General features: G+C 62.2%; 24 protein-coding genes and 1 tRNA gene. 21 read left to right on the top strand and 4 right to left on the bottom strand.

Annotated elements, in window-relative coordinates; genetic code table 11:
• The first annotated feature begins 18 nt into the window (after window positions 1–18).
• From RHP72_RS13090 to RHP72_RS12995, 20 genes are all read left to right on the top strand, one after another.
• The gene (locus RHP72_RS13090) at window positions 19–573 is read left to right on the top strand and encodes an NADH-quinone oxidoreductase subunit B family protein (RefSeq protein ID WP_003942234.1); all 555 of its coding nucleotides are present in this window, start codon (window positions 19–21) and stop codon (window positions 571–573) included.
• Window positions 570–1232: an NADH-quinone oxidoreductase subunit C gene (locus tag RHP72_RS13085; RefSeq protein WP_007735151.1), complete on the top strand. Its 663-nt coding sequence runs from the start codon at window positions 570–572 to the stop codon at window positions 1230–1232. Before RHP72_RS13090 ends, RHP72_RS13085 begins: the two co-directional genes overlap by 4 nt.
• Window positions 1232–2563 (top strand): NADH dehydrogenase (quinone) subunit D, encoded by a 1332-nt coding sequence (nuoD, locus tag RHP72_RS13080; RefSeq protein WP_007735150.1) that lies wholly within the window; start codon window positions 1232–1234, stop codon window positions 2561–2563. Before RHP72_RS13085 ends, nuoD begins: the two co-directional genes overlap by 1 nt.
• Window positions 2560–3384: an NADH-quinone oxidoreductase subunit NuoE gene (nuoE, locus tag RHP72_RS13075; protein WP_311094757.1), complete on the top strand. Its 825-nt coding sequence runs from the start codon at window positions 2560–2562 to the stop codon at window positions 3382–3384. The genes nuoD and nuoE overlap by 4 nt, the downstream gene beginning before the upstream one ends.
• Window position 3385: 1 nt before the next feature.
• A complete protein-coding gene (nuoF, locus tag RHP72_RS13070; protein WP_311094756.1) occupies window positions 3386–4705 on the top strand; it encodes an NADH-quinone oxidoreductase subunit NuoF in 1320 nt (439 codons plus the stop codon).
• Window positions 4702–7131: an NADH-quinone oxidoreductase subunit G gene (locus RHP72_RS13065; protein WP_311094755.1), complete on the top strand. Its 2430-nt coding sequence runs from the start codon at window positions 4702–4704 to the stop codon at window positions 7129–7131. The genes nuoF and RHP72_RS13065 overlap by 4 nt, the downstream gene beginning before the upstream one ends.
• Window positions 7128–8468, top strand: a complete 1341-nt coding sequence (gene nuoH, locus RHP72_RS13060) for an NADH-quinone oxidoreductase subunit NuoH (RefSeq protein ID WP_007735147.1) — start codon at window positions 7128–7130, stop codon at window positions 8466–8468. The genes RHP72_RS13065 and nuoH overlap by 4 nt, the downstream gene beginning before the upstream one ends.
• Window positions 8461–9018: an NADH-quinone oxidoreductase subunit NuoI gene (nuoI, locus tag RHP72_RS13055; protein WP_007735146.1), complete on the top strand. Its 558-nt coding sequence runs from the start codon at window positions 8461–8463 to the stop codon at window positions 9016–9018. Before nuoH ends, nuoI begins: the two co-directional genes overlap by 8 nt.
• On the top strand, window positions 9015–9812 hold the full coding sequence (locus RHP72_RS13050; RefSeq protein ID WP_030535566.1) for an NADH-quinone oxidoreductase subunit J: 798 nt from the start codon (window positions 9015–9017) through the stop codon (window positions 9810–9812). Before nuoI ends, RHP72_RS13050 begins: the two co-directional genes overlap by 4 nt.
• Window positions 9809–10108 (top strand): NADH-quinone oxidoreductase subunit NuoK, encoded by a 300-nt coding sequence (nuoK, locus tag RHP72_RS13045; RefSeq protein WP_003942238.1) that lies wholly within the window; start codon window positions 9809–9811, stop codon window positions 10106–10108. The genes RHP72_RS13050 and nuoK overlap by 4 nt, the downstream gene beginning before the upstream one ends.
• A gap of 1 nt (window position 10109) precedes the next feature.
• Window positions 10110–12002 (top strand): NADH-quinone oxidoreductase subunit L, encoded by a 1893-nt coding sequence (nuoL, locus tag RHP72_RS13040; protein WP_081557778.1) that lies wholly within the window; start codon window positions 10110–10112, stop codon window positions 12000–12002.
• Entirely contained in the window at window positions 11996–13600 is a 1605-nt protein-coding gene (locus RHP72_RS13035; protein ID WP_311094754.1) for an NADH-quinone oxidoreductase subunit M, read from the top strand. Before nuoL ends, RHP72_RS13035 begins: the two co-directional genes overlap by 7 nt.
• Window positions 13597–15192 carry an NADH-quinone oxidoreductase subunit NuoN gene (gene nuoN, locus RHP72_RS13030; RefSeq protein ID WP_063316530.1) on the top strand — a complete coding sequence of 532 codons (1596 nt, stop codon included), beginning with the start codon at window positions 13597–13599 and terminating at the stop codon, window positions 15190–15192. Before RHP72_RS13035 ends, nuoN begins: the two co-directional genes overlap by 4 nt.
• A gap of 4 nt (window positions 15193–15196) precedes the next feature.
• The gene (locus tag RHP72_RS13025; protein WP_065455660.1) at window positions 15197–15880 is read left to right on the top strand and encodes a lysoplasmalogenase; all 684 of its coding nucleotides are present in this window, start codon (window positions 15197–15199) and stop codon (window positions 15878–15880) included.
• Window positions 15881–15910: 30 nt separating this feature from the next.
• A complete protein-coding gene (locus RHP72_RS13020) occupies window positions 15911–16495 on the top strand; it encodes an RNA polymerase sigma factor (protein WP_063316531.1) in 585 nt (194 codons plus the stop codon).
• Window positions 16492–17208 carry a hypothetical protein gene (locus RHP72_RS13015; protein WP_042922610.1) on the top strand — a complete coding sequence of 239 codons (717 nt, stop codon included), beginning with the start codon at window positions 16492–16494 and terminating at the stop codon, window positions 17206–17208. Before RHP72_RS13020 ends, RHP72_RS13015 begins: the two co-directional genes overlap by 4 nt.
• Before the next feature lie 20 nt (window positions 17209–17228).
• Entirely contained in the window at window positions 17229–17855 is a 627-nt protein-coding gene (locus RHP72_RS13010) for a trans-aconitate 2-methyltransferase (protein WP_042922606.1), read from the top strand.
• 104 nt (window positions 17856–17959) lie between these two features.
• A tRNA-Cys gene (locus tag RHP72_RS13005) sits at window positions 17960–18030 on the top strand.
• 120 nt (window positions 18031–18150) lie between these two features.
• Entirely contained in the window at window positions 18151–18942 is a 792-nt protein-coding gene (locus RHP72_RS13000; protein WP_051649609.1) for an ABC transporter ATP-binding protein, read from the top strand.
• On the top strand, window positions 18939–20564 hold the full coding sequence (locus tag RHP72_RS12995) for an ABC transporter permease (RefSeq protein ID WP_311094753.1): 1626 nt from the start codon (window positions 18939–18941) through the stop codon (window positions 20562–20564). Before RHP72_RS13000 ends, RHP72_RS12995 begins: the two co-directional genes overlap by 4 nt.
• A gap of 87 nt (window positions 20565–20651) precedes the next feature.
• Here RHP72_RS12995 and RHP72_RS12990 read toward each other — a convergent pair whose 3' ends face one another.
• Window positions 20652–21062 (bottom strand): hypothetical protein, encoded by a 411-nt coding sequence (locus RHP72_RS12990; protein ID WP_311094752.1) that lies wholly within the window; start codon window positions 21060–21062, stop codon window positions 20652–20654.
• A 522-nt stretch (window positions 21063–21584) separates the two neighbouring features.
• On the opposite strand from RHP72_RS12990, the gene RHP72_RS12985 reads away from it, so the two are divergent.
• A complete protein-coding gene (locus tag RHP72_RS12985; RefSeq protein ID WP_311094751.1) occupies window positions 21585–23033 on the top strand; it encodes an MFS transporter in 1449 nt (482 codons plus the stop codon).
• Here RHP72_RS12985 and RHP72_RS12980 read toward each other — a convergent pair.
• From RHP72_RS12980 to RHP72_RS12970, 3 genes are read right to left on the bottom strand one after another with little or no spacing between them, the layout of a single operon-like run.
• A complete protein-coding gene (locus RHP72_RS12980) occupies window positions 22982–23827 on the bottom strand; it encodes a siderophore-interacting protein (protein WP_020907492.1) in 846 nt (281 codons plus the stop codon). The genes RHP72_RS12985 and RHP72_RS12980 overlap by 52 nt on opposite strands.
• Complete coding sequence (gene entS, locus RHP72_RS12975; RefSeq protein ID WP_311094750.1) at window positions 23824–25104, bottom strand: enterobactin transporter EntS; 1281 nt, start codon at window positions 25102–25104, stop codon at window positions 23824–23826. Before entS ends, RHP72_RS12980 begins: the two co-directional genes overlap by 4 nt.
• 17 nt (window positions 25105–25121) lie before the next feature.
• Window positions 25122–26135: a Fe2+-enterobactin ABC transporter substrate-binding protein gene (locus RHP72_RS12970; RefSeq protein WP_003942170.1), complete on the bottom strand. Its 1014-nt coding sequence runs from the start codon at window positions 26133–26135 to the stop codon at window positions 25122–25124.
• Window positions 26136–26169 lie beyond the last annotated feature (34 nt).

Genomic DNA, 26169 nt, shown 5'->3' with positions numbered 1-26169 from the left:
GACTGAAAAGAGTCGGATATGGGTCTCGAAGAAAAGCTCCCCAGCGGATTTCTACTGACCACTGTCGAGGGCCTGGCAGGGTATGCCCGCAAAGGATCACTGTGGCCTGCCACCTTCGGGCTCGCGTGCTGCGCGATCGAGATGATGGCAACCACGTCAGGTCGCTTCGACCTGGCGCGGTTCGGCATGGAGGCATTCCGCGCGTCGCCGCGACAGGCAGACCTTCTGATCGTGGCCGGGCGGGTCAGTCAAAAGATGGGGCCGGTACTTCGTCAGGTCTACGACCAGATGGCCGAGCCGAAATGGGTTCTGGCCATGGGTGTGTGTGCGTCGTCCGGCGGAATGTTCAACAACTACGCAGTGGTACAGGGCGTCGACCACATCGTGCCGGTCGACATCTACTTGCCCGGCTGTCCGCCGCGGCCGGAGATGCTCCTGAACGCGATCATCGAACTGCACCGAAAGATCCAGGAGATGCCCCTCGGCGTGAACCGCGAAGAGGCACGCGCGGCAGCCGAGCGCGCCGCACTGGCATCCACCCCCACCATCGACATGAAGGGGCTTCTGCGATGACCGCGGGCAACAACGGATCGAGGGGGATGTTCGGGGTCCGCGGCAGTGGTGACACCTCGGGCTACAGCCGGCTCGCCCCGCCGATCTCAGTAGAGGACAAGGCCTCTCGACCGTTCGGTGGATACTTCGACGAAGTTGCGGACTCCTTGGATGCCGCATTGCGCAGCGGGGGCAGCACTTTCACCGATGCAATCGAGCGGGTAGTGATCTTTCGAGACGAGATGACGCTGCATGTCGAACGGTCTCACCTCCCGCAGGTCGCGCGCAGACTGCGCGACGAATCGGAACTGCGCTTCGAACTTTGCCTGGGTGTCGATGGAGTCCACTATCCGCAGGACACCGGTCGCGAGCTCCACGCCGTATATCCATTTGCTTCGATCACGCACAACCGCCGGATCAGACTGGAAGTGTCCGTGCCGGACTCCGATCCACATATTCCGTCCATCGTCGGGATATACCCCACCAACGATTGGCACGAGCGTGAGACCTACGACTTCTTCGGGATCGTCTTCGACGGTCACCCGGCCCTGACCCGTATCGAGATGCCCGACGACTGGAAGGGCCACCCACAGCGCAAGGACTATCCGCTCGGCGGTATCCCGGTCGAGTACAAGGGCGCCCAGACTCCTCCACCCGACGAGCGTAGGTCGTACAACTGATGAACGAGACGACAGGAAGCAACTCCGGTGCCACGACGGAAACCGTCGTCACAGCATCGGGTCAGGACTGGGACGACATCGTCACCGCGGCCGCTCGCCAGCGAACCGGCGAGGCCGAACGGATCGTGGTCAACATGGGCCCGCAGCATCCGTCCACTCACGGCGTCTTGCGCCTCATTCTCGAAATCGAGGGTGAGACAGTCGTGGAAGCTCGGTGTGGAATCGGCTACCTGCACACCGGAATCGAAAAGAATCTCGAATACCGGAACTGGACGCAGGGCGTCACTTTCGTTACTCGAATGGACTACCTGTCACCGTTCTTCAACGAAACCGCGTACTGCCTCGGAGTCGAAAAACTTCTCGGCATCACCGACGACATTCCCGAGCGAGCCACCGTCATTCGCGTGATGATGATGGAGCTCAATCGAATCTCGTCGCACCTTGTCGCCCTGGCAACCGGTGGAATGGAACTGGGCGCCGTGACGGCGATGCTGTTCGGATTCCGCGAACGCGAATTGATTCTGGACGTGTTCGAGACGATCACCGGACTGCGGATGAATCACGCCTACATCAGGCCTGGTGGTCTCGCTCAGGATCTACCCGACGGGTCGGTCGCGAAGGTACGAGAACTGTTGAAGGTCCTACCGAAACGGTTGCGTGACGTCGAACTGATGCTCAGCGACAACTCCATCTGGAAAGCCCGCACCCAGGGAATCGGATATCTCGATCTCACCGGCTGCATGGCGCTCGGCGTGACGGGGCCGGTCCTACGCGCCACGGGTCTCCCCCACGATCAGCGTCGAGCGCAGCCCTACTGCGGCTACGAGAACTACGAGTTCGACGTCGTGACGCACGACGGATCCGATTGCTACGGAAGGTACGTCATCCGTGTCGAGGAGATGAAGGAGTCCCTCAAGATCGTCGAGCAGTGCCTCGACAAACTGCAACCGGGGCCGGTCATGGTGGACGACAAGAAGATCGCCTGGCCTGCCGATCTCGCTGTCGGACCGGATGGCCTCGGCAATTCGCAGAAGCACATCGCCAAGATCATGGAGTCGTCCATGGAGGGTCTGATTCACCATTTCAAACTGGTCACCGAAGGAATCCGCGTGCCGCCCGGCCAGGTGTACGTCGCCGTCGAGTCCCCGCGTGGCGAGTTGGGTGTGCACATGGTCAGCGACGGGGGAACCCGGCCGTACCGCGTCCATTTCCGGGATCCGTCATTCACCAACCTTCAAGCGGTAGCGGCGATGTGCGAGGGAGGCATGGTGTCCGACGTGATCGCCTCGGTTGCCAGTATCGATCCCGTCATGGGCGGAGTGGACCGATGACCGGCCCGAACGGCTCGTCACGGGTGTTCATCGAACTCGGGCCGCGCTCGGACGAGCCCACGCAACTGGTACGCCCTGGCGCACGATCGAGTTATCCGCCTGACGTACTCGCCCGACTCGACGCCGATGCCGAAACCGTCATCGCTCGTTACCGTGAGCCTGACGCCGCGGCGACCACCAGTCGATCAGCCCTCCTGCCGCTCCTTCATCTCGTGCAGTCCGAGGACGGGTACATCACCCCGGCCGGGATCGATTTCTGCAGTGCCAAGCTGGGTTTGACCGGCGCCGAGGTTGCCGCCGTTTCCACCTTCTACTCGATGTATCGCCGTGGTCCGACGGGTGAGTATCTGGTCGGAGTCTGCACCAACACGCTGTGCGCGATCATGGGCGGAGACGACATCCTCGCAGCACTCGAAGAGCATCTCGGGTCAGCAGGCTCCAGAGACGAAGGCGGACACTCCATCTCGACGTCCGACGGCAAGATCACCCTCGAACACATCGAGTGCAATGCGGCGTGCGACTACGCCCCCGTCATGATGATCAACTGGGAGTTCTTCGACAACCAGACTCCGGAATCGGCGCGCTCACTCGTCGATGCGCTCCGCGCCGGAGAGCGCGTGACACCCAGTCGCGGTGCCACACTGTGTTCGTTCCGACAGACCGCACGCACCTTGGCCGGTTTCCCGGATACGCGAATCGAAGCAGCCGAAGCACAAACAATCGGCGGGGCAACTCTTGCCGGACTGCGTATCAGCCGATCTCACGACGACAACCCACCCGGCTCGGCCTCAGCAGCCGACGCTCCCGACGAAGGGAAGTGACATGACACTCGCCCCCGTCCTGAGTCGCTACTGGGATCAACCGAACTCGTGGACTCTCGACAGCTACCTTCGTCACGACGGCTACCAAGCCCTAGGCAAAGCGCTAGCCATGTCCCCCGACGCCGTGATCGAAACGGTCAAGGACGCGGGCCTTCGTGGGCGCGGTGGCGCCGGTTTCCCGACGGGCCTCAAGTGGAGTTTCATCCCACAGAGCACCGAAGACAAGCCAGGAGACGGCAAGCCTCACTATCTCGTCGTCAATGCCGATGAGTCCGAACCGGGCACATGCAAGGACATGCCGTTGATGATGGCGACCCCACACACGTTGGTCGAGGGAGTCATCATCGCGGCGTATGCAATTCGAGCGGCCAAAGCGTTCATCTACGTCCGGGGCGAGGTGGTCCCGGTCCTGCGACGTCTGCAGACCGCCGTGGCCGAGGCCTACGCGGCCGGATACCTGGGCCGCAACATCCTCGGTTCGGGATTCGACTTGGATCTCGTCGTGCACGCCGGAGCAGGCGCGTACATCTGTGGTGAGGAGACAGCCCTCCTCGATTCGTTGGAGGGACGACGCGGTCAGCCTCGACTGCGGCCGCCATTCCCCGCCGTCGCCGGCCTCTACGCCTGCCCGACCGTCGTCAACAACGTCGAGTCCATCGCGAGTGTGCCGTCGATCGTCCTGGGCGGCCCGGAGTGGTTCCGGTCGATGGGAAGCGAGAAGTCGCCGGGGTTCACGTTGTACTCGCTCTCTGGTCATGTCACCACTCCCGGCCAGTACGAGGCGCCGCTCGGCATCACGTTGCGAGAACTTCTCGACTACGCGGGCGGCGTTCGCACCGGGAACACCCTCAAGTTCTGGACTCCCGGCGGATCCTCGACTCCGATCTTCACCGACGAACATCTCGATGTCCCACTCGACTACGAGGGCGTCGGCGCGGCGGGATCGATGCTCGGCACCAAAGCACTGCAGATATTCGACGACACAACCTGCATCGTGCGTGCGGTGCTGCGGTGGACCGAGTTCTATGCCCACGAATCTTGCGGTAAATGCACGCCGTGCCGCGAAGGCACGTACTGGCTGGTGCAGATCCTGCGTCGGCTCGAAGGCGGAACAGGTACTGAAGCTGATCTCACCAAACTTCTCGACATCTCGGACACCATCCTCGGAAAATCCTTCTGCGCGTTGGGCGACGGAGCGACCAGCCCGATCATGTCCTCCCTGAAGTACTTCCGCGAGGAATACGTAGCGCATTTCGACAGCAACGGATGCCCGTTCGATCCTCGCCGATCCGTTCTCGCGACAGGAGCGTTCGTCTCATGACTGCAGCCGACGCTACCAAGAACGACGCCACCAAGACCGACACGGCACCGCCCACTGATCTAGTCGCCCTCACCATCGACGGCCGGGAACTCCAGGTACCCAAGGGCACGTTGATCATTCGCGCTGCAGAGATGATCGGCACACAGATTCCGCGGTTCTGCGATCATCCTCTTCTGGACCCGGTCGGGGCGTGCCGACAGTGCATCGTGGAGGTCGAAGGTCAACGCAAGCCGGTGGCGTCCTGCACGACACCGGTTGCGGACGGAATGGTCGTCACCACACAGCTCACGTCACCGGTGGCGGAGAAGGCGCAGCGCGGGGTGATGGAACTCCTGCTCATCAACCACCCTCTGGACTGCCCCGTGTGCGACAAGGGCGGCGAGTGTCCGCTTCAAAACCAGGCGATGTCGACCGGTCGCACCGAATCCCGGTTCGGTGAGGAGAAAAGGACCTACCCCAAGCCCATCCCACTCTCGTCCGAAATCCTGCTCGACCGCGAGCGTTGCGTCCTCTGCGCCAGATGCACACGGTTTTCGGGCCAGATCGCCGGCGACCCGTTCATCGATCTCCTCGAGCGCGGCGCGCTTCAACAGGTCGGGATCTACGCCAACGAGCCCTTCGAGTCCTACTTCTCGGGCAACACCATCCAGGTGTGCCCGGTCGGCGCGCTTACCAGTACGGCATACCGATTCCGGGCGCGACCGTTCGATCTGGTGTCCAGCCCCAGCGTGTGTGAACACTGCGCCGACGGATGTGCTCAGCGCACGGACCACCGTCGCGGAAAGGTTCTCCGCCGTCTCGCCGGGGACGACCCCGAAGTCAACGAGGAATGGAACTGCGACAAGGGCCGTTTCGCATTCACGTACACGACCCAAGGTGATCGGATCACCACTCCCCTGATCCGCAACGCTGACGGCGAATTGATTCCGGCGTCGTGGCCCATGGCACTCGACCTCGTTGCGCGATCCTTCGCGCAGGCCCGCGGTGACGCAGGCGTACTCGTCGGCGGACGCTCTACCTTGGAGGACGCCTACGCCTACGGCAAGTTCGCGCGAGTTGCTCTCGCTACCAACAACATCGACTTCCGAATCCGTGCTCATTCTGCCGAAGAGGCAGGTTTCCTCTCAGCACACGTCGCCGGCCGCACACTCGAAGAGTCGGTGACGTACCAGGACCTCGAGTCGGCCCCGGCCGCATTGCTGGTAGCTCTCGAGCCCGAGGAGGAGTCACCGATCATCTTCCTGCGGCTACGCAAGGCCGCACGTTTCGGCAAGACGACGGTGCTCTCCAGCGCGCCATTCGCTACGCGCGGCCTGCAGAAGATGGGCGGCTCTTTGCTTCGGACCGTACCCGGAAGTGAAGCAGCTCTGATGGATTCGTTGTCTCACCCCAGCAGTGAGGAGGGCCAGCTCCTCCGGCAGCCCGGTGCAGTGATCCTGTTGGGCGAACGACTCAGTGAGGTGGCGGGCGGCTTCGCCGCGGCGGTACGTCTCGCCGAAGTGACAGGAGCTTGTTTGGCTTGGGTCCCACGCCGCGCTGGTGATCGCGGCGCCGTCGAGGCCGGCGCACTACCGGGATTGCTTCCCGGCGGACGCCCCGTTGCGGACCCGGCAGCACGTCGGGAGGTGGAATCAGTGTGGGGGGCCTCCATCCCGGCATCCGACGGGCGCGACGCCGCGAGTCTGCTGGATCCGGGGCAGACGACTGCTGCCCTTCTTGTCGGCGGCGTCGAATTGAGTGATCTCCCGAACCCGGCGAAGGCAAGGGCCGCGATCGAAGCAGCAGGTTTCGTGGTGAGTTTGGAGATCCGTCACAGCGGAGTCACCGAACTCGCCGACGTCGTCTTCCCGGTGGCACCGGTCGCCGAGAAGCCCGGAACCTTCCTCGATTGGGAAGGCCGCGAGCGCGTGTTCGACACTGCGTTGAGAACGACAGGAGTGATGCCGGATCAGCGCGTTCTCCACGCGATCGCAGCCGAGATGGGCATCGATCTGGGCCTACCCGACGCAGATTCCGCACGCTCGGAGATACACCGCCTCGGCGATTGGTCCGGATCGCGCCCCACCTCGCCTCAGGTCCCGTCAGGCACCATGCCCACACCGGCACTGGGCGAGGCAGTGTTGTCGAGTTGGCGAATGCTGCTCGACAACGGCCGATTGCAAGACGGCGAGCCCAACCTGGCGGGTACGGCACGGCTCCCACTCGTACGTTTGTCTGCCGAGACCGCTGCCGAGATCGGCGCCGACAACGGCGATCACGTTGCGGTGTCGACTGAATCCGGTTCCATCACATTACCGTTGGAGATCACCGAACTCCCGCCTCGAACAGTCTGGCTCCCGCTCAATTCACCGGGTAGCACGATCTACGAAACGCTCTGCGTTACCGCGGGTTCCGTGGTGAAGATTGCGAAGGCGGGAGCGCAATGACCACCCACGAGTACGGGACCGTGTCAGCTCCGGTCGACCTGTCGGCGTTCGGGCACGACCCGTGGTGGTTGGTGATCGGCAAGGCTCTCGCCATTTTCGTGTTCCTCGTACTCACACCGCTGGTGGCAATTTACGCGGAACGAAAGGTCATGGCACGCATGCAGATGCGTGTCGGACCGAACCGCGTCGGCCCCCGTGGAATGCTCCAGAGTCTCGCTGACGGAATCAAGCTCGCCCTCAAGGAGGGCATCACACCGACCGGCGCCGACAAACCGATTTATCTCCTCGCGCCCGTCATCGCAGTCGTGCCCGCGTTCATGGCCTTTGCCGTCATCCCGTTCGGTCCGCAGGTGTCGATCTTCGGAACCCTTTCACCCCTGCAACTGACCGATCTTCCGGTCGGAGTTCTCTACATCCTCGCCGTGACTTCAATCGGTGTGTACGGGATCGTGCTTGCCGGCTGGTCGTCCGGATCGACGTATCCACTATTGGGCGCACTTCGATCGACCGCGCAGGTCATCTCCTACGAGGTAGCAATGGGGCTGTCCTTCGCCGCCGTCTTCCTCTACGCCGGAACGATGTCCACGTCCGGAATCGTCAGTGCCCAACAAGGTGCCTGGTACGTCTTTCTCCTCCTGCCGTCCTTCCTGATCTACGTGACAGCCATGGTCGGCGAAACCAACAGGGCTCCCTTCGACCTTCCCGAGGCCGAGGGTGAACTGGTGGGTGGGTTCCACACCGAGTACTCCTCACTCAAGTTCGCGATGTTCATGCTGGCCGAGTACGTGAACATGGTGACGGTGTCCGCTCTGGCCACGACACTGTTCCTGGGCGGGTGGCACGCACCGTTCCCGTTCAACCTGTGGGACGGCGCCAATTCCGGTTGGTGGCCGGTGCTGTGGTTTGTCGCCAAGGTGTGGGGCTTCCTCTTCGTCTTCATCTGGTTGCGCAGCACGCTTCCTCGATTGCGCTACGACCAGTTCATGAATCTCGGATGGAAGATTCTCATCCCCGCTGCCTTGGTGTGGGTGATGGTGATCGCGACCGTTCGTGCGTTCCGCAACGAGGGTTACAACACCTGGGTCGTACTTCTTTGCGTCGCACTGGTTCTCGGAGCTGCGCTCCTGATCGTGTTGGCCGGGACTTACCGCAGCCGACGCCGAACCGCCGCGTTGGTGCCCGATTCGGGGACCCGGCCTTTCGATGCGATGTCGGGCGGCTTCCCGGTTCCACCCCTACCTGGTCAAACGCTGCCGACCCGAAAACTACCGGGTCAGAAGGTGCCACCGCCGCGGCGGACAGATGTTTCCGACACATCGGAGGACTCCCATGCCTGATTTCCTCGGACCTATCGCGGGTTTCGGAGTGACGCTCTCGACAATGTTCAAGAAGCCCGAGACCGAGTTCTATCCGGAGGAGAAGCGCCCCACCGCGCCCGGATACCACGGTCGCCATCAACTCAACCGGTATGCGGACGGACTCGAGAAGTGCATCGGTTGCGAACTGTGTGCCTGGGCCTGCCCCGCCGACGCGATCTATGTCGAGGGTGCTGACAACACCGAAGAAGAACGGTTCTCCCCCGGCGAGCGTTACGGGCGGGTGTATCAGATCAACTACCTGCGGTGCATCGGCTGTGGCCTCTGCGTCGAGGCTTGCCCCACTCGGGCTCTCACCATGACCAACGAGTACGAGATGACCGACGACAACCGAGCCGGATTGATCTACGAGAAGGACCGCCTTCTTGCGCCCCTGAAACCCGACATGGCAGCGCCACCACACGCGCTGCGTCCCGGCACAACTCAGGACGACTACTACCGCGGCGACATCACAGCAGCTCCCGAACAGCCAGCACCCGAGCAAGAGCCGAACCCGGAGACCGAGAAATGATCGCGTCGGTCACGACCACGATCCTGGCGGAGGGAACGATGACATCGACCTCCACCGGCGAGGCGGTGCAGTTCTGGATCCTCGGAACCCTTGCGGTGATCAGCGCTTTGGGCGTGGTCGCCGCCCCCAAGGCCGTCTACTCTGCGCTCTTCCTTGCAATGACGATGATCATCCTGGCCGTCTTCTACATCGTGCAGGGCGCACTGTTCCTGGGTGTCGTCCAGGTCGTCGTCTATACCGGCGCAGTGATGATGTTGTTCCTGTTCGTCCTGATGCTGGTCGGCGTGGATTCTTCGGACTCCTTGGTCGAAACGCTACGGGGACAACGCGTCAGCGCGATCGTGATCGGTGTCGGATTCGGACTGCTCCTCATCGGCGGACTCGGAAATGCGTCGATCTCGGGCTTCACCGGATTCACCGGACTCGACCAGGGCAACATCGACGCTCTCGCCGATCTCATCTTCATCCGCTACGTCTGGGCCTTCGAACTGACCGGCGCACTGCTGATCACGGCGACACTTGGCGCAATGATGCTCGCGCATCGGGAGAAGATCGGAGCCACACTCAGCCAACGCGAACTCTCGCAGCAACGATTCGCGTACCTGGGCAGCGATGAGAGTAATCCCGACAAGGGCTCGGCCACTCCCCTCCCCAGTCCCGGCGTGTACGCACGTCACAACGCAGTGGACATGCCGGCACTGTTGCCCGACGGAACGTTCTCGACGCTCTCCGTCAGCAGCGCACTCACTCCGCGTTCCCCGGATCCGAGTACCGGTGAGGAGTCTGCGCGATGAATCCCGAGAATTACCTGTATCTGTCGGTCCTGTTGTTCACCATCGGGGCTGCGGGAGTCCTCCTGCGACGCAACGCCATCGTGGTGTTCATGTGTATCGAATTGATGCTCAACGCCGCGAACCTGGCATTCGTGACCTTCGCGCGCATGCACGGCAATCTGGACGGCCAGATCTTCGCCTTCTTCACGATGGTGGTAGCTGCGGCCGAAGTAGTCGTCGGCTTGGCAATCATCATGATCATCTTCCGATCTCGGCGTTCTGTATCCGTCGACGACGCAGACCTGCTGAAGTACTGACATGTCAGGAGGAATCACGTCCGCCATCTGGTTGCTCCCCGCCCTGCCCCTGTGCGGCGCCGCTGTCCTGTTGCTGGCGGGTCGTCGCACGAACGCGTGGGGCCACCTGTTCGCCTGCGTCATGGCACTCGCGTCGTTTGTCGTCGCAGTGGTGTTTTTCATCGCCATGCTCGGCCGCGACACCGCCGACCGCACCGTCACCGAGCACCTGTTCAGTTGGGTCCCGGTCGACAGTCTTCAGGTCGAGTTCGGACTGCAGCTTGATCAACTGTCGATGTGTTTCGTCCTGCTCATCACCGGTGTAGGTTCGCTGATCCACATCTACTCGGTCGGCTACATGGCGCACGACCCCGAGCGTCGTAAGTTCTTCGCCTACCTCAATCTCTTCCTCGCTGCGATGCTGCTCCTCGTGCTCGCCGACAACTTCCTCGGGCTCTACGTCGGCTGGGAAGGCGTCGGTTTGGCGTCGTACCTGCTGATCGGTTTCTGGCAGCACAAGCCGTCGGCGGCGACCGCTGCCAAGAAGGCTTTTGTCGTCAATCGGGTGGGCGACATCGGATTGATGATCGCGATGATGTTGATGTTCAGCACGTTCGGCTCGCTCTCGTTCAGCAGCGTCTTCGCCGACGCGTCTGGTGCAAGCGAAGGTGTCCTGACGGCGATCGGCCTGATGCTCCTCCTCGCTGCATGCGCGAAGTCCGCGCAGGTGCCACTGCAGTCGTGGCTCGGCGACGCGATGGAGGGCCCCACCCCCGTCTCGGCTCTGATTCACGCGGCCACGATGGTCACGGCCGGCGTCTATCTGATCGTGCGCGCCAATCCGATCTTCGATCTCGCACCCGACGCTCAACTCGTGGTTGTCATCGTCGGTGCCGTGACGCTGCTGTTCGGTGCGATCATCGGCTGCGCGAAGGACGACATCAAGAAAGCGCTCGCCGCGTCGACCATGAGTCAGATCGGATACATGGTCCTGGCGGCGGGCCTCGGACCAGCTGGATACGCCTTCGCAATCCTTCATCTGATCACCCACGGATTCTTCAAGGCGGGCCTGTTCCTCGGCGCGGGTTCGGTGATGCACGCGATGAACGACGAAACCGACATGCGGCGCTACGGCGGACTTCGAGCGTTCATGCCACTGACTTTTGTCACGTTCGGGCTCGGATACCTTGCCATCATCGGTGTTCCGCCGTTTGCCGGGTTCTTCTCCAAGGACAAGATCATCGAGGTTGCGATCGGCGAGGGTGGCGTCAAGGGTGTTGTGCTGGGCATCGTCACCCTGTTGGGTGCGGCCCTCACTGCCTTCTACATGAGCCGCGTGATGCTGATGACCTTCTTCGGGAAGGCCCGCTGGGAGAACCAGAAACCTCACGAATCTCCGGCAGTGATGACGTCTCCGATGATCATCCTGGCGGTGGGGTCCGTCGGCGCCGGGATGCTCCTGACCATCGGGTCCAGCTTGCAGAACTGGCTCGAACCGGTTGTCGGCTCACATCACGTCGAACCGCCGATACCCGCATGGTCGATCACCGCGCTGGCGCTGCTCGCAGTTGCCGCCGGCGTCGCGATTGCGTATCGCGAGTACGCCACCCGGGAGATTCCACTTGTGGCACCGACTCCGGTTTCACCGTTGACCGGTGCGGCTCGCCGCGATCTGTACGGTGACGCCTTCAACGAGACGGTGTTCATGAAGCCTGGACAACAACTCACCAAGTCGTTGGAAGTGTTCGACACCAAGGGAATAGGCGGCGTCGTGGGCAGCTTTGCGGTGGTCGTCACCGGGCTGTCCGCGCTCACGCGGAAGCTACAGACCGGGTTTGTTCGCTCGTACGCGCTGGTGATGTTTGTCGGAGCAACACTCGTGGTCGCGACAATGATGGCGGTGACACTGTGGTGATCGAAGCGGCGGTGAGCGACTCTGTGACCAATACCGGCTTCCCTGCGCTGACGGTGCTCTGGTTGCTTCCGCTCATCGGAGCGGGTGTAGTCCTCGCTCTGCCGGCACGGTCGTACCAATTTGCGAAGTCTCTCGCATTGGCTGTGTCCGTGGCAGTCCTGGTGGTCGCCGCCGTTCTCGGAGTTGCGTTCGACCGCGGCGGCGAACAATTTCAATTTGTCGAAAGCCACAGCTGGATACCGGCTTTCGGTACCAGCTACACACTCGGACTCGACGGGATCGCACTCGTTCTGGTTCTTCTCACCGCCGTGCTGGTGCCGTTACTCCTGATCGCGGGCTGGAATGACGTCCCGGCAGACCCGGCATCACCCAAGAGAATGCCGCACACCTATTTCGCGCTGATCCTTGTTGTCGAGTCCATGGTGATGATTTCGTTCAGCGCCTTGGACATTCTCTTGTTCTACATTTTCTTCGAGGCCATGCTGATACCGATGTATTTCCTCATCGGCGGGTTCGGCGGAGTGGGCAGATCTCGCGCAGCCGTGAAGTTTCTGCTCTACAATCTCCTCGGCGGCCTGGTCATGCTCGTTGCGGTCATCGGCCTGTATGTGGTCACCACGCGCGACGAGAGTCCCTTCGCCAGCGGCACTTTCGACTTCCGGGCGATCGCCTCAGCGGCAAACAGCGGTGAACTCGGTGTGGGACCCGGGGTGCTCAACGCCTTGTTCCTCGGATTCATGTTCGCGTTCGCGGTGAAAGCACCGCTCTGGCCGCTGCACAGTTGGTTGCCGGACTCCGCGGTGGAATCGACTCCGTCGACAGCAGTGTTGATGATGGCGGTCGTGGACAAGGTGGGCACGTTCGCGATGATTCGCTACTGCCTGCAACTGTTCCCGGAGTCGTCGTCGACCTTTGCACCGTGGATCATCACGCTCGCCGTTATCGGGATCGTCTACGGCGCAACACTGGCGATCGCGCAAACAGACGTCATGAGACTGATCGCCTACACGTCGATTTCGCACTTCGGCTTCATCATTCTCGGAATCTTCGCGATGACCAGCCAGAGCCAGGCGGGTTCCGCGCTGTACATGGTCAATCACGGAGTCTCCACTGCGGCTCTGTTCTTGATTGCGGGATTCCTCGTCTCGCAGCGAGGTACTCGATCGATCGCGGCGTACGGCGGCGTCCAGAAAGTTGCACCCGTACTTGCCGGCACATTCCTCGTTGCGGGGTTGGCAACGCTGTCGCTGCCGGGTCTCGCGCCGTTCGTCAGTGAGTTCCTGGTGCTGATCGGGACGTATTCGCGATACCACGTGGCCGCTATCGCGGCGACTGCCGCGCTTGTCCTGTCCGCGATCTACATACTCTGGCTCTACCAGCGCATGATGGGCGGACCTGTGAAGGAAGGGCAGGGAACGATCCGCGACCTCGCTCGACGCGAACTTGTGGTGGTCGCCCCTCTGATCGCACTCCTGTTGCTTCTCGGCATCTACCCCAAGCCTGCCTTGGACGTCATCACTCCTGCAGTGAGCCATACGGTCGTCGACGAGGCTCCGACCCCGCTCGTCGCCGACCACGAAGGAGGTGCCCACAAATGAGTTCCTTCAACGACGTGACCATCCTCGGCTCAGCCGGCACGGCGTCACCCAGTGTCGAATACAGCTTGCTCTCGCCAATGTTGATCGTGTTCGGTGTTGCGGTTGTGGGCGTACTCATCGAGGCGTTTGCACCCCGGCGCATTCGATACCCCGTGCAACTCGTCCTCGGTGTCGCAGGTTTGGCGGCCGCGTTCGTGGCAGTGCTTCTACTCGCCGGCACGCGGTCGACGGCGATGATGGGTTCTGTAGCGGTCGACGGTCCGACCCTTTTCCTACAGGCCACGATCCTTCTCGTGTCGATCCCCGCAGTACTGCTGATCGCCGAGCGAGGCTCGGGCAACACCGCCGAGGTGATCGCGCAACACGACGCGCTCGGCGGTTTCACCCCTCAAGCGTCGAGCGTCCCCGGAAGTGTTGCGGAACAAGAAGCGGTCAAGGTCGGTATCGCCCAGACCGAGGTCTTTCCGCTCACCCTCTTCGCTGTCGGCGGCATGCTCCTTTTTCCCGCGTCCAACGATCTGCTGACGATGTTCGTTGCGCTCGAGGTGTTCTCACTACCTCTGTATCTCCTGTGTGGTCTGGCACGCCGACGTCGCATGCTCTCCCAGGAAGCTGCGCTCAAGTACTTTCTGCTCGGGGCATTTTCGTCGGCGTTCTTCGTTTTCGGAATCGCGTTGCTGTACGGCTATGCCGGGACGGTCACGCTCTCCGGTATCGCCGACGCAGCACGCAGCGGGTCGGGTACCGACGCCTTCCTGTGGCTCGGGACAGCACTCGTGGCCGTGGGATTACTGTTCAAAGTCGGTGCCGTGCCGTTCCATTCGTGGATTCCCGACGTCTATCAAGGGGCGCCGACGCCGATCACCAGTTTCATGGCTACTGCGACCAAGATCGCCGCATTCGGTGCCATCCTTCGTGTCTTCTATGTGGCTCTGCCGAACGAGTACGTGAACTGGCGTCCACTGATGTGGGCGGTCGCGATTCTCACGATGGTTGTCGGATCGATCGTCGCTGTGACGCAAACCGATATGAAGCGGATGCTCGCGTATTCGGCCATCGCGCACACCGGATTCATTCTGACCGCTGTGGTTGCGGATTCGGATGCCGGCCTGGCCTCGGCGATGTTCTACCTTCTGGCCTACGGATTCAGCACCGTGGGCGCGTTCGCCGTCGTGAGTCTGGTTCGGGACGCAGACGGTGAGGTCGCGACGCTCTCGCGCTGGGCCGGATTGGGCCGGCGCTCACCGCTGGTCGGAGTTGTGTTTGCACTGTTCCTGTTGGCTTTCGCCGGGATCCCGTTGACCAGTGGGTTCATCGGAAAGTTCGCGGTGTTCAGCGCGGCAGCCGAGGGCGGGGCCGCACCTCTCGTGATCGTCGGTGTCCTGTGCAGCGCGATCGCCGCGTACTTCTACGTGCGAGTGATCGTGTTGATGTTCTTCACCGAATCGGCCGCAGACGCTCCGACCGTCGTGGTACCGAGTGCACTGACCAGCAGTGTGATCGGCCTCGGCGCCGGTGTCACGCTCATCCTCGGCATACTCCCCCAGCCGGCGCTCGACCTCGCCGAGCGTGCAGCGGACTTCCTACACTGAGCCGATGCGTGAATCTGATTGCGACGCCGGACTGCCGAGCACCATCCGGTCGCCATGGTTTGTCGGGTTTTCAGCGGTAGCGATTGTCCATCTGATCCTCAATGCCGCTGATGCTGCGCCCTGGGACGGGATCACCAAGGTCATGCTCGCGCCGATTCTGGCTGCCTGGGTTGTCGCCCGACGCGGACCTCGAATTGTTGCTGCTGCGCTGATTGCCTGTGCTTTCGGAGATTTGTTCCTGATCTGGGACTCCACGTTTGTCATCGGGATGGCAGCCTTCGCGATCGGTCACCTCTGCTTCATCCGATTCTTTCTCTCACACGGCGCGCTTCGGGAGATACGAAGGCGGCCATGGTTTCTGTGCGCTTACACCGTCGCTGGGATCGCTCTAGTGTCGTACACCTGGACCGGTCTCGAACCTGAACTTCGAATTGCCGTCCCCGTGTACGCCGCAATCCTGGTGGGAACCGCATCAACCGCACTGACGTACAACTCGATCACCGGTATCGGCGGCGCGCTGTTCCTCACCTCTGACGCCCTCATCCTGCTCGGCCAGGCGAACAAGTGGCAGCCCGCCGCTGCGGGCATCTGGATCATGACGCTGTACATCCTCGCTCTGTTGCTTCTGACAGTGGGAGTTCTCGGCCGGAGTAAGACGCCAAACCGTCCATTAGCTCAGCGGCTGTAAGGATCAGCAACCAGCCGGACATCTCTTCATATGACCCCGAAATCCGAGGAACAACCGCCGCCGAGCGGCGAAGACCGGTTCACCGCCCTGTGGGACGCCTACGCCGGTCGGGTGTTCGCGTATACCTGTCGCCACGTTGATCATCACAGCGCGCAGGAGGTTGTCTCCGAGACGTTCCTCGTTGCCTGGCGACGCTTGGACGAAGTGCCCGAGCCGGCACTGCCATGGCTGTTGGTGGTGGCTCGAAACACCGTGAACAATAACCGTCGCAGCGTTCGGCGCCTTGACGCGCTCACCGAGAAGATGGGACGCATCGAGCAGATTGCGGCATCGACGCCGGGCGCCGACGTCACTGTCACCGAACGCACGGAACTGCTCGAAGCACTGGCAACACTCACCGTCACCGAACGTGAAGCCCTGCTCCTGACTGCCTGGGACGGGTTGACCGCCACCGAAGCCGCGCGGGTCGCTGGGTGTTCGGTTCCGGCCATGCATGTTCGTCTCTTTCGCGCTCGGCGTCGATTGCGCGCCGGGTTGCCTTCAGAATCCGTCACCGTAATCCCGATGAACACCGCCCGACCTTGCGCTGCCGCCGAACACGGGAGTACCCCATGACCAAAGATCTGCTGACCACGCTCGAGAAGCTGCGGCCGAGCGATACGGTTTCCGCCGAACTCTGGCCCGAGAACGTCCAAGATGCCGTACGCACCCGAATCATGGCTACCGAAAACAACATTGGGGCAACCAAGGCTCCACGCCGTCGCGTCGGTGCCATCGTTCTCGTCGCGGCGATCTGCGCAGCAGTGGTGGTGGGCTGCGCCGCTGCCACGGGGATGATGCCGAAAGCGTTCACCGACATGTACTCGGGTTGGCAGACGATGCCGGGAACCAACGGCGGAATAGATCCGTCCACCGCCGAGCGGGTCGGGTCCATTCCCGGACCTGACGGAACCTTGTTCAGCGTCTTTGTCGCCCACGGCGCCAATGGCTGGAGGTGCGTCGCCCCGGTTTTCGAGGCGTCAGCCGACATCGACAAGGTTGGTCCGTCGAAATTCATCGGCCTCGGACACGGCTGCAGATCAATTGACTTGTACGGCGCGGATTCATTCGGGGGCGGCGCCGGGTACGAGGCCGGTCCGCACGAGGCGACCTACGACGCAGGGGCGGGAGGTGCTGTCCGAGCCGAACTTCACACCGCAGACGGCCATATCTATCCGACAATTCTTGCCGAAGACCGCTTCTACGGATGGATTCCCCTGTCGCTCACGTCCCCTCGTCCAACCCTCGTCGGATATGCCGCAGACGGGACGGTCGTCGGCACCCGGTGAGCTGTCGGTACCCTCGAAAGATGACTGCACACGCCCCGAACGAGCGCATCCCCAGCCAGTGGGAAGAGATCACTGCAGCCGACTCGACGCATTCCACACGATATGTCGAGCGTTTCCGTTCCATGAGAGCGGACGGCAAGGACATTGTCGGGGAAGCACGTTTGATCGACGCGATGCTCGGACGCGGTGGCCGGGTTCTCGATGCAGGGTGCGGGCCCGGCCGACTCGGCGGTTATCTGCACGACGTCGGGCATGTGGTTGTCGGAGTCGATGTCGACCCGGTTCTCATCGCTGCCGCAGAAGAAGACCACCCCGGACCGACGTGGCTTGTCGGCGATCTCGCCGAACTCGATCTGCCGGCCCGCGGTGTCGAGGCAGATTTCGACGTCATCGTGTCGGCAGGCAACGTGGTGGCGTTTCTCGCTCCGTCCACCAGGCAAGCAGTATTTTCAGGATTTGCTCGTCATCTCGCTCCGAGCGGCCGAGTGGTCATCGGCTTCGGTGCCGGCCGTGGCTACGAGTTCCCCGAGTTTCTCGCCGACGCGACCGCGAGTGGCCTCGAGGCTGATCTGCTGCTCTCCACGTGGGATCTTCGCCCGTTCAAGGAGGATTCCGAATTCCTGGTCGCGGTGTTCTCCCGCGCCTGACCCGGCACTTCCCCCGCACTCCCTGCGATCCGTCACACGGCGATCAACTCACCCTGATCACAATGGTGGCGACTGTTGTTCACTACGAACATAATTGGATCAATGCGGGTGTGGCCGAGCGGCAAGGCAGCGGTCTGCAAAACCGTCCACGCAGGTTCGACTCCTGCCATCCGCTCCCCTTGCGAACCAGCGACTCATGTCGCAACCCCCACCTAGGAATGACATTCGGTGCACGCAGCCTGCATCGCTCCGCTCCGTCTCCGCGCACATGGCTCCGGACAGTTACCCTCGATCGATGCACCCTCTCCCCGAGACAGGACAGTTACCTCCCGGACCGATGGCTTTGCAAGTGGAACACCTCTGCATGGCGTTCGGCGCGAAAGTTGCTGTGAACGACCTTTCTCTTGCGGTGCCCTCAGGTTCGTTGTTCGGACTGGTTGGCCCGAATGGTGCGGGAAAAACGACCACATTGTCGATGGCTGTCGGATTGCTTCGCCCGCACTACGGTCGCAGCCTGGTGTACGGCTACGACGTGTGGAACGACCCTGTGGCAGCGAAGAGTCTGCTCGGCGTCCTACCCGACGGTTTGGCGCTACCCGCCCAGTTCACCGGTCATGAACTACTCACCTATTTCGGGCGACTGCGCGGTATGCCAGAGGACGTCATCGCGTCACGACGCGACGAACTGTTGGCCGCGCTCGATCTCGCCGATGCAGGTGGAACGGTCATCGCCGATTATTCAGCGGGCATGACGAAGAAAATCGGGTTGGCCTCGGCCTTGTTGCACGGCCCTCGCTTACTGGTACTGGATGAGCCGTTCGAAGCTGTCGACCCCATTTCTTCGGCCGGAATTCGGAGCATTCTGCTCTCGTTCGTCCACTCAGGTGGCTCGGTCATTCTTTCCAGTCACGTGATGGCCCTTGTCGAACAACTGTGTACTCACATCGGAGTCATCGCAGACGGTCGCGTCGTGGCTTCAGGAACGGTCGACGAGGTGCGCGCAGGCAACACTCTCGACGAGGCATTCGTTCGCCTTGTCGGTAGCCGCAGTCCCAGTCCCGACGGACTGTCATGGATGCGCGCATGACCACCACCAGCTTTTCACCGACACACTGGAACCCGTCGGTCTCTGTGTGGCGCACTGTTCTCCGCATGCGCATGACCCTCTACAAACGTCAGTTCACCGGTGGAAGAGCTGTAATCAAGGTCATTGCAGCGTTGTTCGGGGTTCTGGGGGCAGCGCTACTGTGCCTACGAGCTTCGGGAAAGAACGGTGTTTCCCCCGATCTCGTCAGCGGCACAACCAGTCTCGCACTTTCGGCTATCGGCGTGATGTGGATCTTGATGCCGATCATGTCTGGTCTGTCAGATGACAATCTTCACCCCAGACATTTCCAACTACTCCCCCTGGAACCCGTCCGACTCGCCAGAGCACTGTTCTCGACGTCGCTGGTCGGTATGACCGTGCCGATTACCGCGTTGGCTGCAGCAGCGATTCCAATTTATGCCGCTACACACCACCCTGCCGCACTGCCATTGGCCATTATCGCTTGGCCCGCAACGGTCCTGCTCATTGTCGGCACCTCACGGGTCGCGATGCTGGCGATGTCGCAGCTCCTGCGGAGTCGTCGCAGCCGCGAACTGGGACTGTTGGCATTCGGCACGTTCTTCGGCGGACTGTATCTGCTGCAATTTCCGCTGCAGAGTCGCCTCGGCACGGTCGTGGACGGCGACGTCACGTGGCCGCTCACGGTCGCGCATTCGATCCCGTTCGCGTGGGGAATCACCAGTGTCGACGCAGCAGCAGGAGGCGCCTGGCTCCTCGCCGCCGGAGCAGTCCTCGCCCTGGTGCTGGTCGATCTCGCACTGCTGTGGTCATGGCAACGCCTGGTCGTTCGCTACTTCAACGGGAAGGTCGCAGAATCAGCGGGCGCCACTTCCGTGCAATTGAAGAACCAGGGCCGCGACATTCGAACCGGTTGGCGCGCATCCCGACTGGGCACCGTCATCTCTCGCGGGCTTTCGCTCTGGCACGGAGACATGCGCCGACGAACACAACTGCTCTCCGTTGCCATCATGACCTTGGTCTCCGGCTTCGGACCGCTGATCTCGTCATCGATCCCCTTCTCCGCCGCATGGGGTGCCTGGTTCCTGATCTACCTGGCAATGGCAGCCGGATCGAATCTGTACGGATTCGACGGCGCATCGATCTGGCATCTGGTGATGATCCCCGAAGCCGCTGCCGCTGACGTCCGGGGCCGACAAATCGCGTGGGCGATCGTGATGACACCCTTCGTGGTCGTCGCAACAGCTGCTGTACGGATCTTCGGGGACCTCGGGACCGACCGACTGGCCGTGCCGCTCGCCGTCGGCATTTCGATGATGGGAGTCGGTGCAGGACTGGCAGTAGCGATATCCGCCAAAGCCCCCTACCCGGTCCCGGAGATGAAGAAGACGTTCTCCCTCAACACCCGCGGATCCTTCAATGGCTCGTCCTTCGGACTGATCATCCTCGCCATCGTCATCTTCGCCGCGACAACGGCGCCCGGCGTTCTACTCGGGGCGCTGCTACCGAACCCGGTGAATTATTTCGCCATCCCTGTCGCTGTTGCGATTGGTGCACTTGGTGCTTGGATCGGGGGCCGCGTCGCGATCACCCGTATGCAACGCGAGCCGGATCGGATTCTGTTCGCGGTTACCACCGCATGATCGTTGCCCAGATAGTCCGAGAATTTCTGGGCGTCAGCGCAGTAGCCGCAACTTGCACCAAAAAACTCAGTCTGGGCAATCGGATTATCAGGGATCCAGGTAGCGCAGCTCAACGGGTTCGGTCCTCGCATATCGCCGCCGGGCTTTCGTGACATAGCTTCCGCTCGAGCCGAACCATTGCCCTGGAAACATCGCACCACCAAGATGTTTGGCATGCCCCCGGAGCACTACGGTTCCGTACGTGTCGCCGAACGTCCCGGCCGATGCGGGAACTGCGCGCACACCGCCCCTTCGCTGGAGCGCGGGTGGATCGAGCGCTGCCTCAGGTTCGCACCGCAGCCCGCTCGGTGTGCAGAAATCCTGGTGATGGACCACTACACCGGAGCGATGGAATTCTGCCGGTGCCGACATCCGTTCCACGGGTCCTGATCGCGCCGGATCCTCGAGATCCGCTGTCGAGCCGAGTCCCTCGGCGCCCCGGCTCAACAGCGAAATCACACCTGAATCAGCTCAGCGAGCTCAGCAGCGGCTCGAGAAGCTTGTAGAGCTCGAAGATTCCGATGATCGTTGAAATAGAACCCATGATGATCCTCCGTGATTCGTGAACTTTCCGTGACGTCGCGTCACAGGCAGAAAGCTAACAAACCCGGCATTCAAACGGGGACCTTGGATGTGTCCGGCAGATGAACTCCCTGCTCGGAGAAGCATTTTGGTGACCAGCGTCATGCTCATCGAGAAATGAGCCCCATCGTCACATCGCCTGACACCGACCGACGGTAGCAGCAAAAGTCTGCCCGTTGCGATCTGGCGATACATGGCACCATTTCCACCCCATCCGACTCTTGCTTTGTGCGCTGAATCCGATTACATTTCTCCACAATAACGGTACGCGTAACGAAATAAAGAGACGGTCTACTTCACAGCCCGATATATCCAGTGCCACAACCCTTCCGAGCTCTTGGAGGGGCGGCGTTTCGTCGCGTCCATAAGCTCCTCACTCCCCGATCGAAAGAGAGCACGATGACCACAGAGAGCGTCTCCGGCAATCAGCCGCGACCGGTAGCAACTATCGCAAGCCTGACCCTGCTGATCGCTGCCGTGGCCGCGCTCGAAAGCATCATCGTCCCCGCACTCCCCCTGATACAGAGAGACTTCGGAGTGACGGCCGACGTCGGAGCGCTCGCATCCGTCGCTCTGACGTTGAGCACTGTCCTCGTCACGCCGATGGCCGGGCGAATAGCCGACGTGTACGGCGCCCGCCCCACCTTGCTCGCGATCACGACAATCGTTGTCCTGGGCGGCAGCGTGTCCGCTCTCGCAACGATCTTCCCGCTGTTCGTCCTCGGCCAATTTCTCCAGGGATTCGGGCTCGGGTTGCTTCCCGTGAGCTTCGTGGTCCTACGACGCACTTTGTCCTCGGACCGACTGAAGACGGCCACGGGTTTGCTCGGGGCTGTCGTAGTGGCCGGCGGCGCTCTGGGAGTCGTGCTGGCGGGACCGGTGGCGGAAAATGTCTCACGCACCGCGATGTATGCAGTTCCGACCGCGTTCGTTTTGCTCGGCGCAATTGCTTTTGCCGTGAGCACACCACGAGATCACATGTCGAACGTCGGCGGCCGACTCGATTGGCCAGGAGCTGCTGGATTGGCTCTCGGATTATTGACGCTGACGGCGTGGCTTGCGAGCGCGTCGAGCAACGGGTGGGGCGCACCGACGTCGATGCTGCTGGTTCTCGCTTCCGCTGCCGTGTTCACGATCTGGGCCAGGTATCAGAGCCGGACAACCGAGCCGATGGTCGACCTGACGATGATGCGGCATCGTTCGATGTGGAGCGCCGTGGTCGTCGGCGTGGTTTTCGGGTTCACCTACGGCGCTGTTGTCTATCTACTTCCGCAACAACTCGCCGTGCCGGCAGAGAGCGGATTCGGCCGCGGTGCATCGACAAGTGCCATCGGAATCCTGCTGTGCATCGGTTACGGCGCAGCGGTGATCGCGTCGGTGATTTCCGGAAGGCTCGCACAACGGGTCGGCACGAAAGCCATTGCGGTAGCGGGAGTTGCCTTCCTCGGCCTGAGCGGCGCCGTCGGGGTCTTTGCAACAACGATGTGGCAGATCGTTGTGGTGCTGATCCTTGCGGGTACCGGCGTTGCCGCCGCGTCGACGGCAGTGTTCGTCATCTCCGCCGACAGCGCACCGGCAGACCGCGTAGGTGTCACGACGGCAATAGTCACGATCGCCAGATCGCTGGGTTCTGCTGTGGGAACCCAAATTGCCGCCGGGATCATCGCGAGCGCGACTTCATCCGGCGGCCTTCCCCAGCACTCGGCATTCGCCACAGCTTTCGGAGTGGCGGCAATCGTTGCGATTGTCGGACTCGTTGTCGCGGTGACGATGCCGAAACCGGCATCAACCGATGTTCAGTGGTCGTCGTCGTCCTCGTCGAAGTCTGCGACTCCGCGCTTCCAGTAGCCCGTGATCAGGTGGTCGCCCGAACTCAGGCCGAGTTCGTCGCGCACGAATCTGCGAATCGGCTTGAGACTGGTGGCCTCACCGGAGATCCAGGCGTAGACACGCTCGCCCTCGGGCACGGTGACCGTCCGTACTGCCTGCTCGAGCAGATCCGAGTGACCGGCTGGGACGTCACCGCGGTGCAGCCATCGCACCTCGACGCCTTCCGGAACAGTGAGTTCGATTTCCTGTGAAGGGTCGGTGATCTCGACGAACACCCACCCGGCGGCAGCAGCGGGCATCATCTCGAGCCAACGAGCAATGGCAGGAAGGGCGGTGATGTCACCGGCCAGCAGGTAGCGGTCGTACGTCCACGGAACCACGACGCCACCGGGCGGACCTGCCACGTGCACCCGAGTGCCGACGGTGGCCGCCTGAGCCCAATCAGAGGCGTACCCACCATCGTGGAGCGCGAAATCGAGGTCCAGCTCCCCCGCCTCGGCGTCGTATCGACGGACGGTGTACTCACGCGAGATCGGCAATGGACGAGGCCACTTCAGGCTGAATCCGTCGCGTTCGGGTAGACGTAAAGTTCCGTCTGCATCCGGGTAGACCAGGCGAACATGCTCGTCGGGAGCGTGCGATTCGAAGCCCGCCAACTCCGGTCCACCCAAGGTCAGACGCAACAGTCCGGTCCCGACCATTTCGCTGCGAACAACTTCGAGTTCGCGAATGCCGATGGGGTACGGCACTTTTGCGCCGGTGGTTCCCGCCAGAACTTCGGCGATGGTCGCGAGGTGGTCTCCTCGGTTCATGAACTACCTTCCTTTTCCGGCGGAGCATTCCCCACCGGCACAGTGTTTTCGGAGAGATCGACTTCGTTGATCTCCGAAGTTACCCGGCGCACCGAACCCAATGCTGCCAGGAGCACCAGGCCCAGTGTCACACCGGCGAGCCCCAAGACCAGTAGCGCGGGGCCAGGCTCGAGCCACTGCCCGAGGAACCCGGCTGCCATCGAACCGATCGCCGTACCCGTGACGGCTTGCACCATCCACAGACTGGACACGCGTCCGCGCAATTCGTCCGGCGTGTTCTGTTGAAGGACTGCAAATCTCAGAATGTCGTTGAGTGCGCGGCCGAGGCCGAATCCGGCCAGGCCCAGGAACGCGACAATCGCTGCTCCCGACGCACCCAGTACCACCAGGCCGAGAGGCATCAGCGCAACAGAGATCAACATCGCGGCGCCGTTGCGGTGGACTCGTCCGGTCCAACCGCTGGTGAGGGAACCGACCACAGCGCCGACAGCGGGGGCGCCGTAGAGCAGACCGAGCATGGTGGGTCCGCCGCCGAGAACCTGGTCGACGAAGGCAGGCAGCAACACCATCGGCCCGCTGACGAACATGACCAACAGACCGCTGATCAGGATGCCGCGAATGACTGTGTGCGTGCCGGCGAATTTCACGCCGGTCACCAGCGCGCGCATCGGGCTTTCGTGATTCGTGCCCGGTGCCGGGGAAGGGCCGATGGCTTGGAACAACGTGACAGTTGCTGCGGTGGCCACCGCAGCAACAAAGTATGTCGCGGGAATGCCGCCGGAGGCGATGATCACGCCGGCGATTGCCGGCGAGATCATCGTCCCGATGTCGGTGGTCAGCGCTACCAAAGCGCCGGCCGCAGCCATCTTGTTGCGCGGCAACAACGTCGGCATCAAAGCCATCAAGGCCGAGCTGCTGACACCGCCGGCCAAGCCGTCGACAGCTGCCGCGACGTAGATGACCCACATCGACGGGTGTGGCAAGAGCGCATTGCACCCGAGAATGACAAAGCCGAGACCCGCAGCACTGCGGGCCAACTGGATGGTGCGTCGCCGATCGTAACGGTCAGCGAGCACGCCGCCGAACAGGCTGCCGAAGAACATGGCGATGGCCATCGCCGTGGACACTCCGGCAACCTGCAAGGTCGAGCCGGTGAGCTGGTACGTCTGCGCGGGGACGGCTACGACGAGCAGTCCGATCCCGAGCAGCGAGATCAATCGCGCGGAAAAGGCGTACCTGAAGGGACGGCTGGTCCGCAAGGGTGAAATATCGATCACCAGCCCACCGAATCGAGTCATGCGAAGGTCTGGCCGATCAGGTCGAGGGTAGCCATTGCGCCGTCGTAGTCAGGACGGTAGCTGCTGGCGGGGAGCTCGAACGTCGTGCCTGCCTTGAAGGACGGCAACTGCGAGTAAAGCGGATCGGTGGCAAGTTCGGCCATCGGGCGACCGGACACCGGAATCACAAAGGCGACAGGAGCATCGGCGACCTGCGAGAGCAGTTCCGGGCTGACCTCGAACGAGTCACCCGAGCCGAAGAGCTGCGGGTTGCCGGCCTTGGCCATGACGTCGTCGGCCTTGAAACCGAGCTCGGCGAGCATCGCGGGCAGCGCGGCCGTCGGCGGAACGAGGTACGGCTTGTTGCTCGAGACCGAGAGGAAGTAGACGACGTTTCCCTCGGGAACCTTGATCTTGCCCTTGACCTCTTTGACCTTGTCCTCGTATGCGCTCATCAGTGCCGGAACCTGGTCGGAACGGCCCGCCGCGTCGGCGACGATTTCGAGCTGCTTGTCCCACGCGGCGACCGTCTTGGGGACCAAGACGGTGGGTGCGATAGCAGTGAGCTGATCGTAGAGTTCCTCGGACTGAACAGAGGTGATTCCCTGGCCACCGCCGATGATCAGGTCGGGCTCAGCCGCCGCGACGGCTTCGATGTTGAGCTGCTCGCCGGCCGGCAATTCCTTGGTGCCCTGCGCCTTTGCGGCGTCCGCCCAAGCCGGCGGGAATCCACCGTCGAGGTTCGTGACACCGAGGACGCGGGTATCGGTGGCAACCACCGGTGCGTCCAGGGCGTACAGGTATCCGGCGAGACCGCCGCTCAGAACCACGATGCGCTCCGCCGACGCGGGCACGGTGACCGAGCCCTTCTCGGTCTCGATCACGCGGGTCGTGGGCTCTGCAGCCTTGGTCGGTTCGTCGTTCGAATCGCTACTGCAACCGATCATCGCCACGAGTGCGACGATCAGCAACCCTGCGATGGCGACGAAACGTCGCCAACTCCGTATCGCGAGGGGCGGTGTGGACTTCATCATTGAGCTCCCATTGTGTTTCAACTGTGTGGTT

This window comes from Rhodococcus sp. SG20037 (assembly GCF_031763325.1).
Lineage (GTDB): Bacteria > Actinomycetota > Actinomycetes > Mycobacteriales > Mycobacteriaceae > Rhodococcus_F > Rhodococcus_F qingshengii.
The sequence above is the reverse complement of the archived record's forward strand: the minus strand, read 5'-3'. Positions and strand labels throughout refer to the sequence as shown.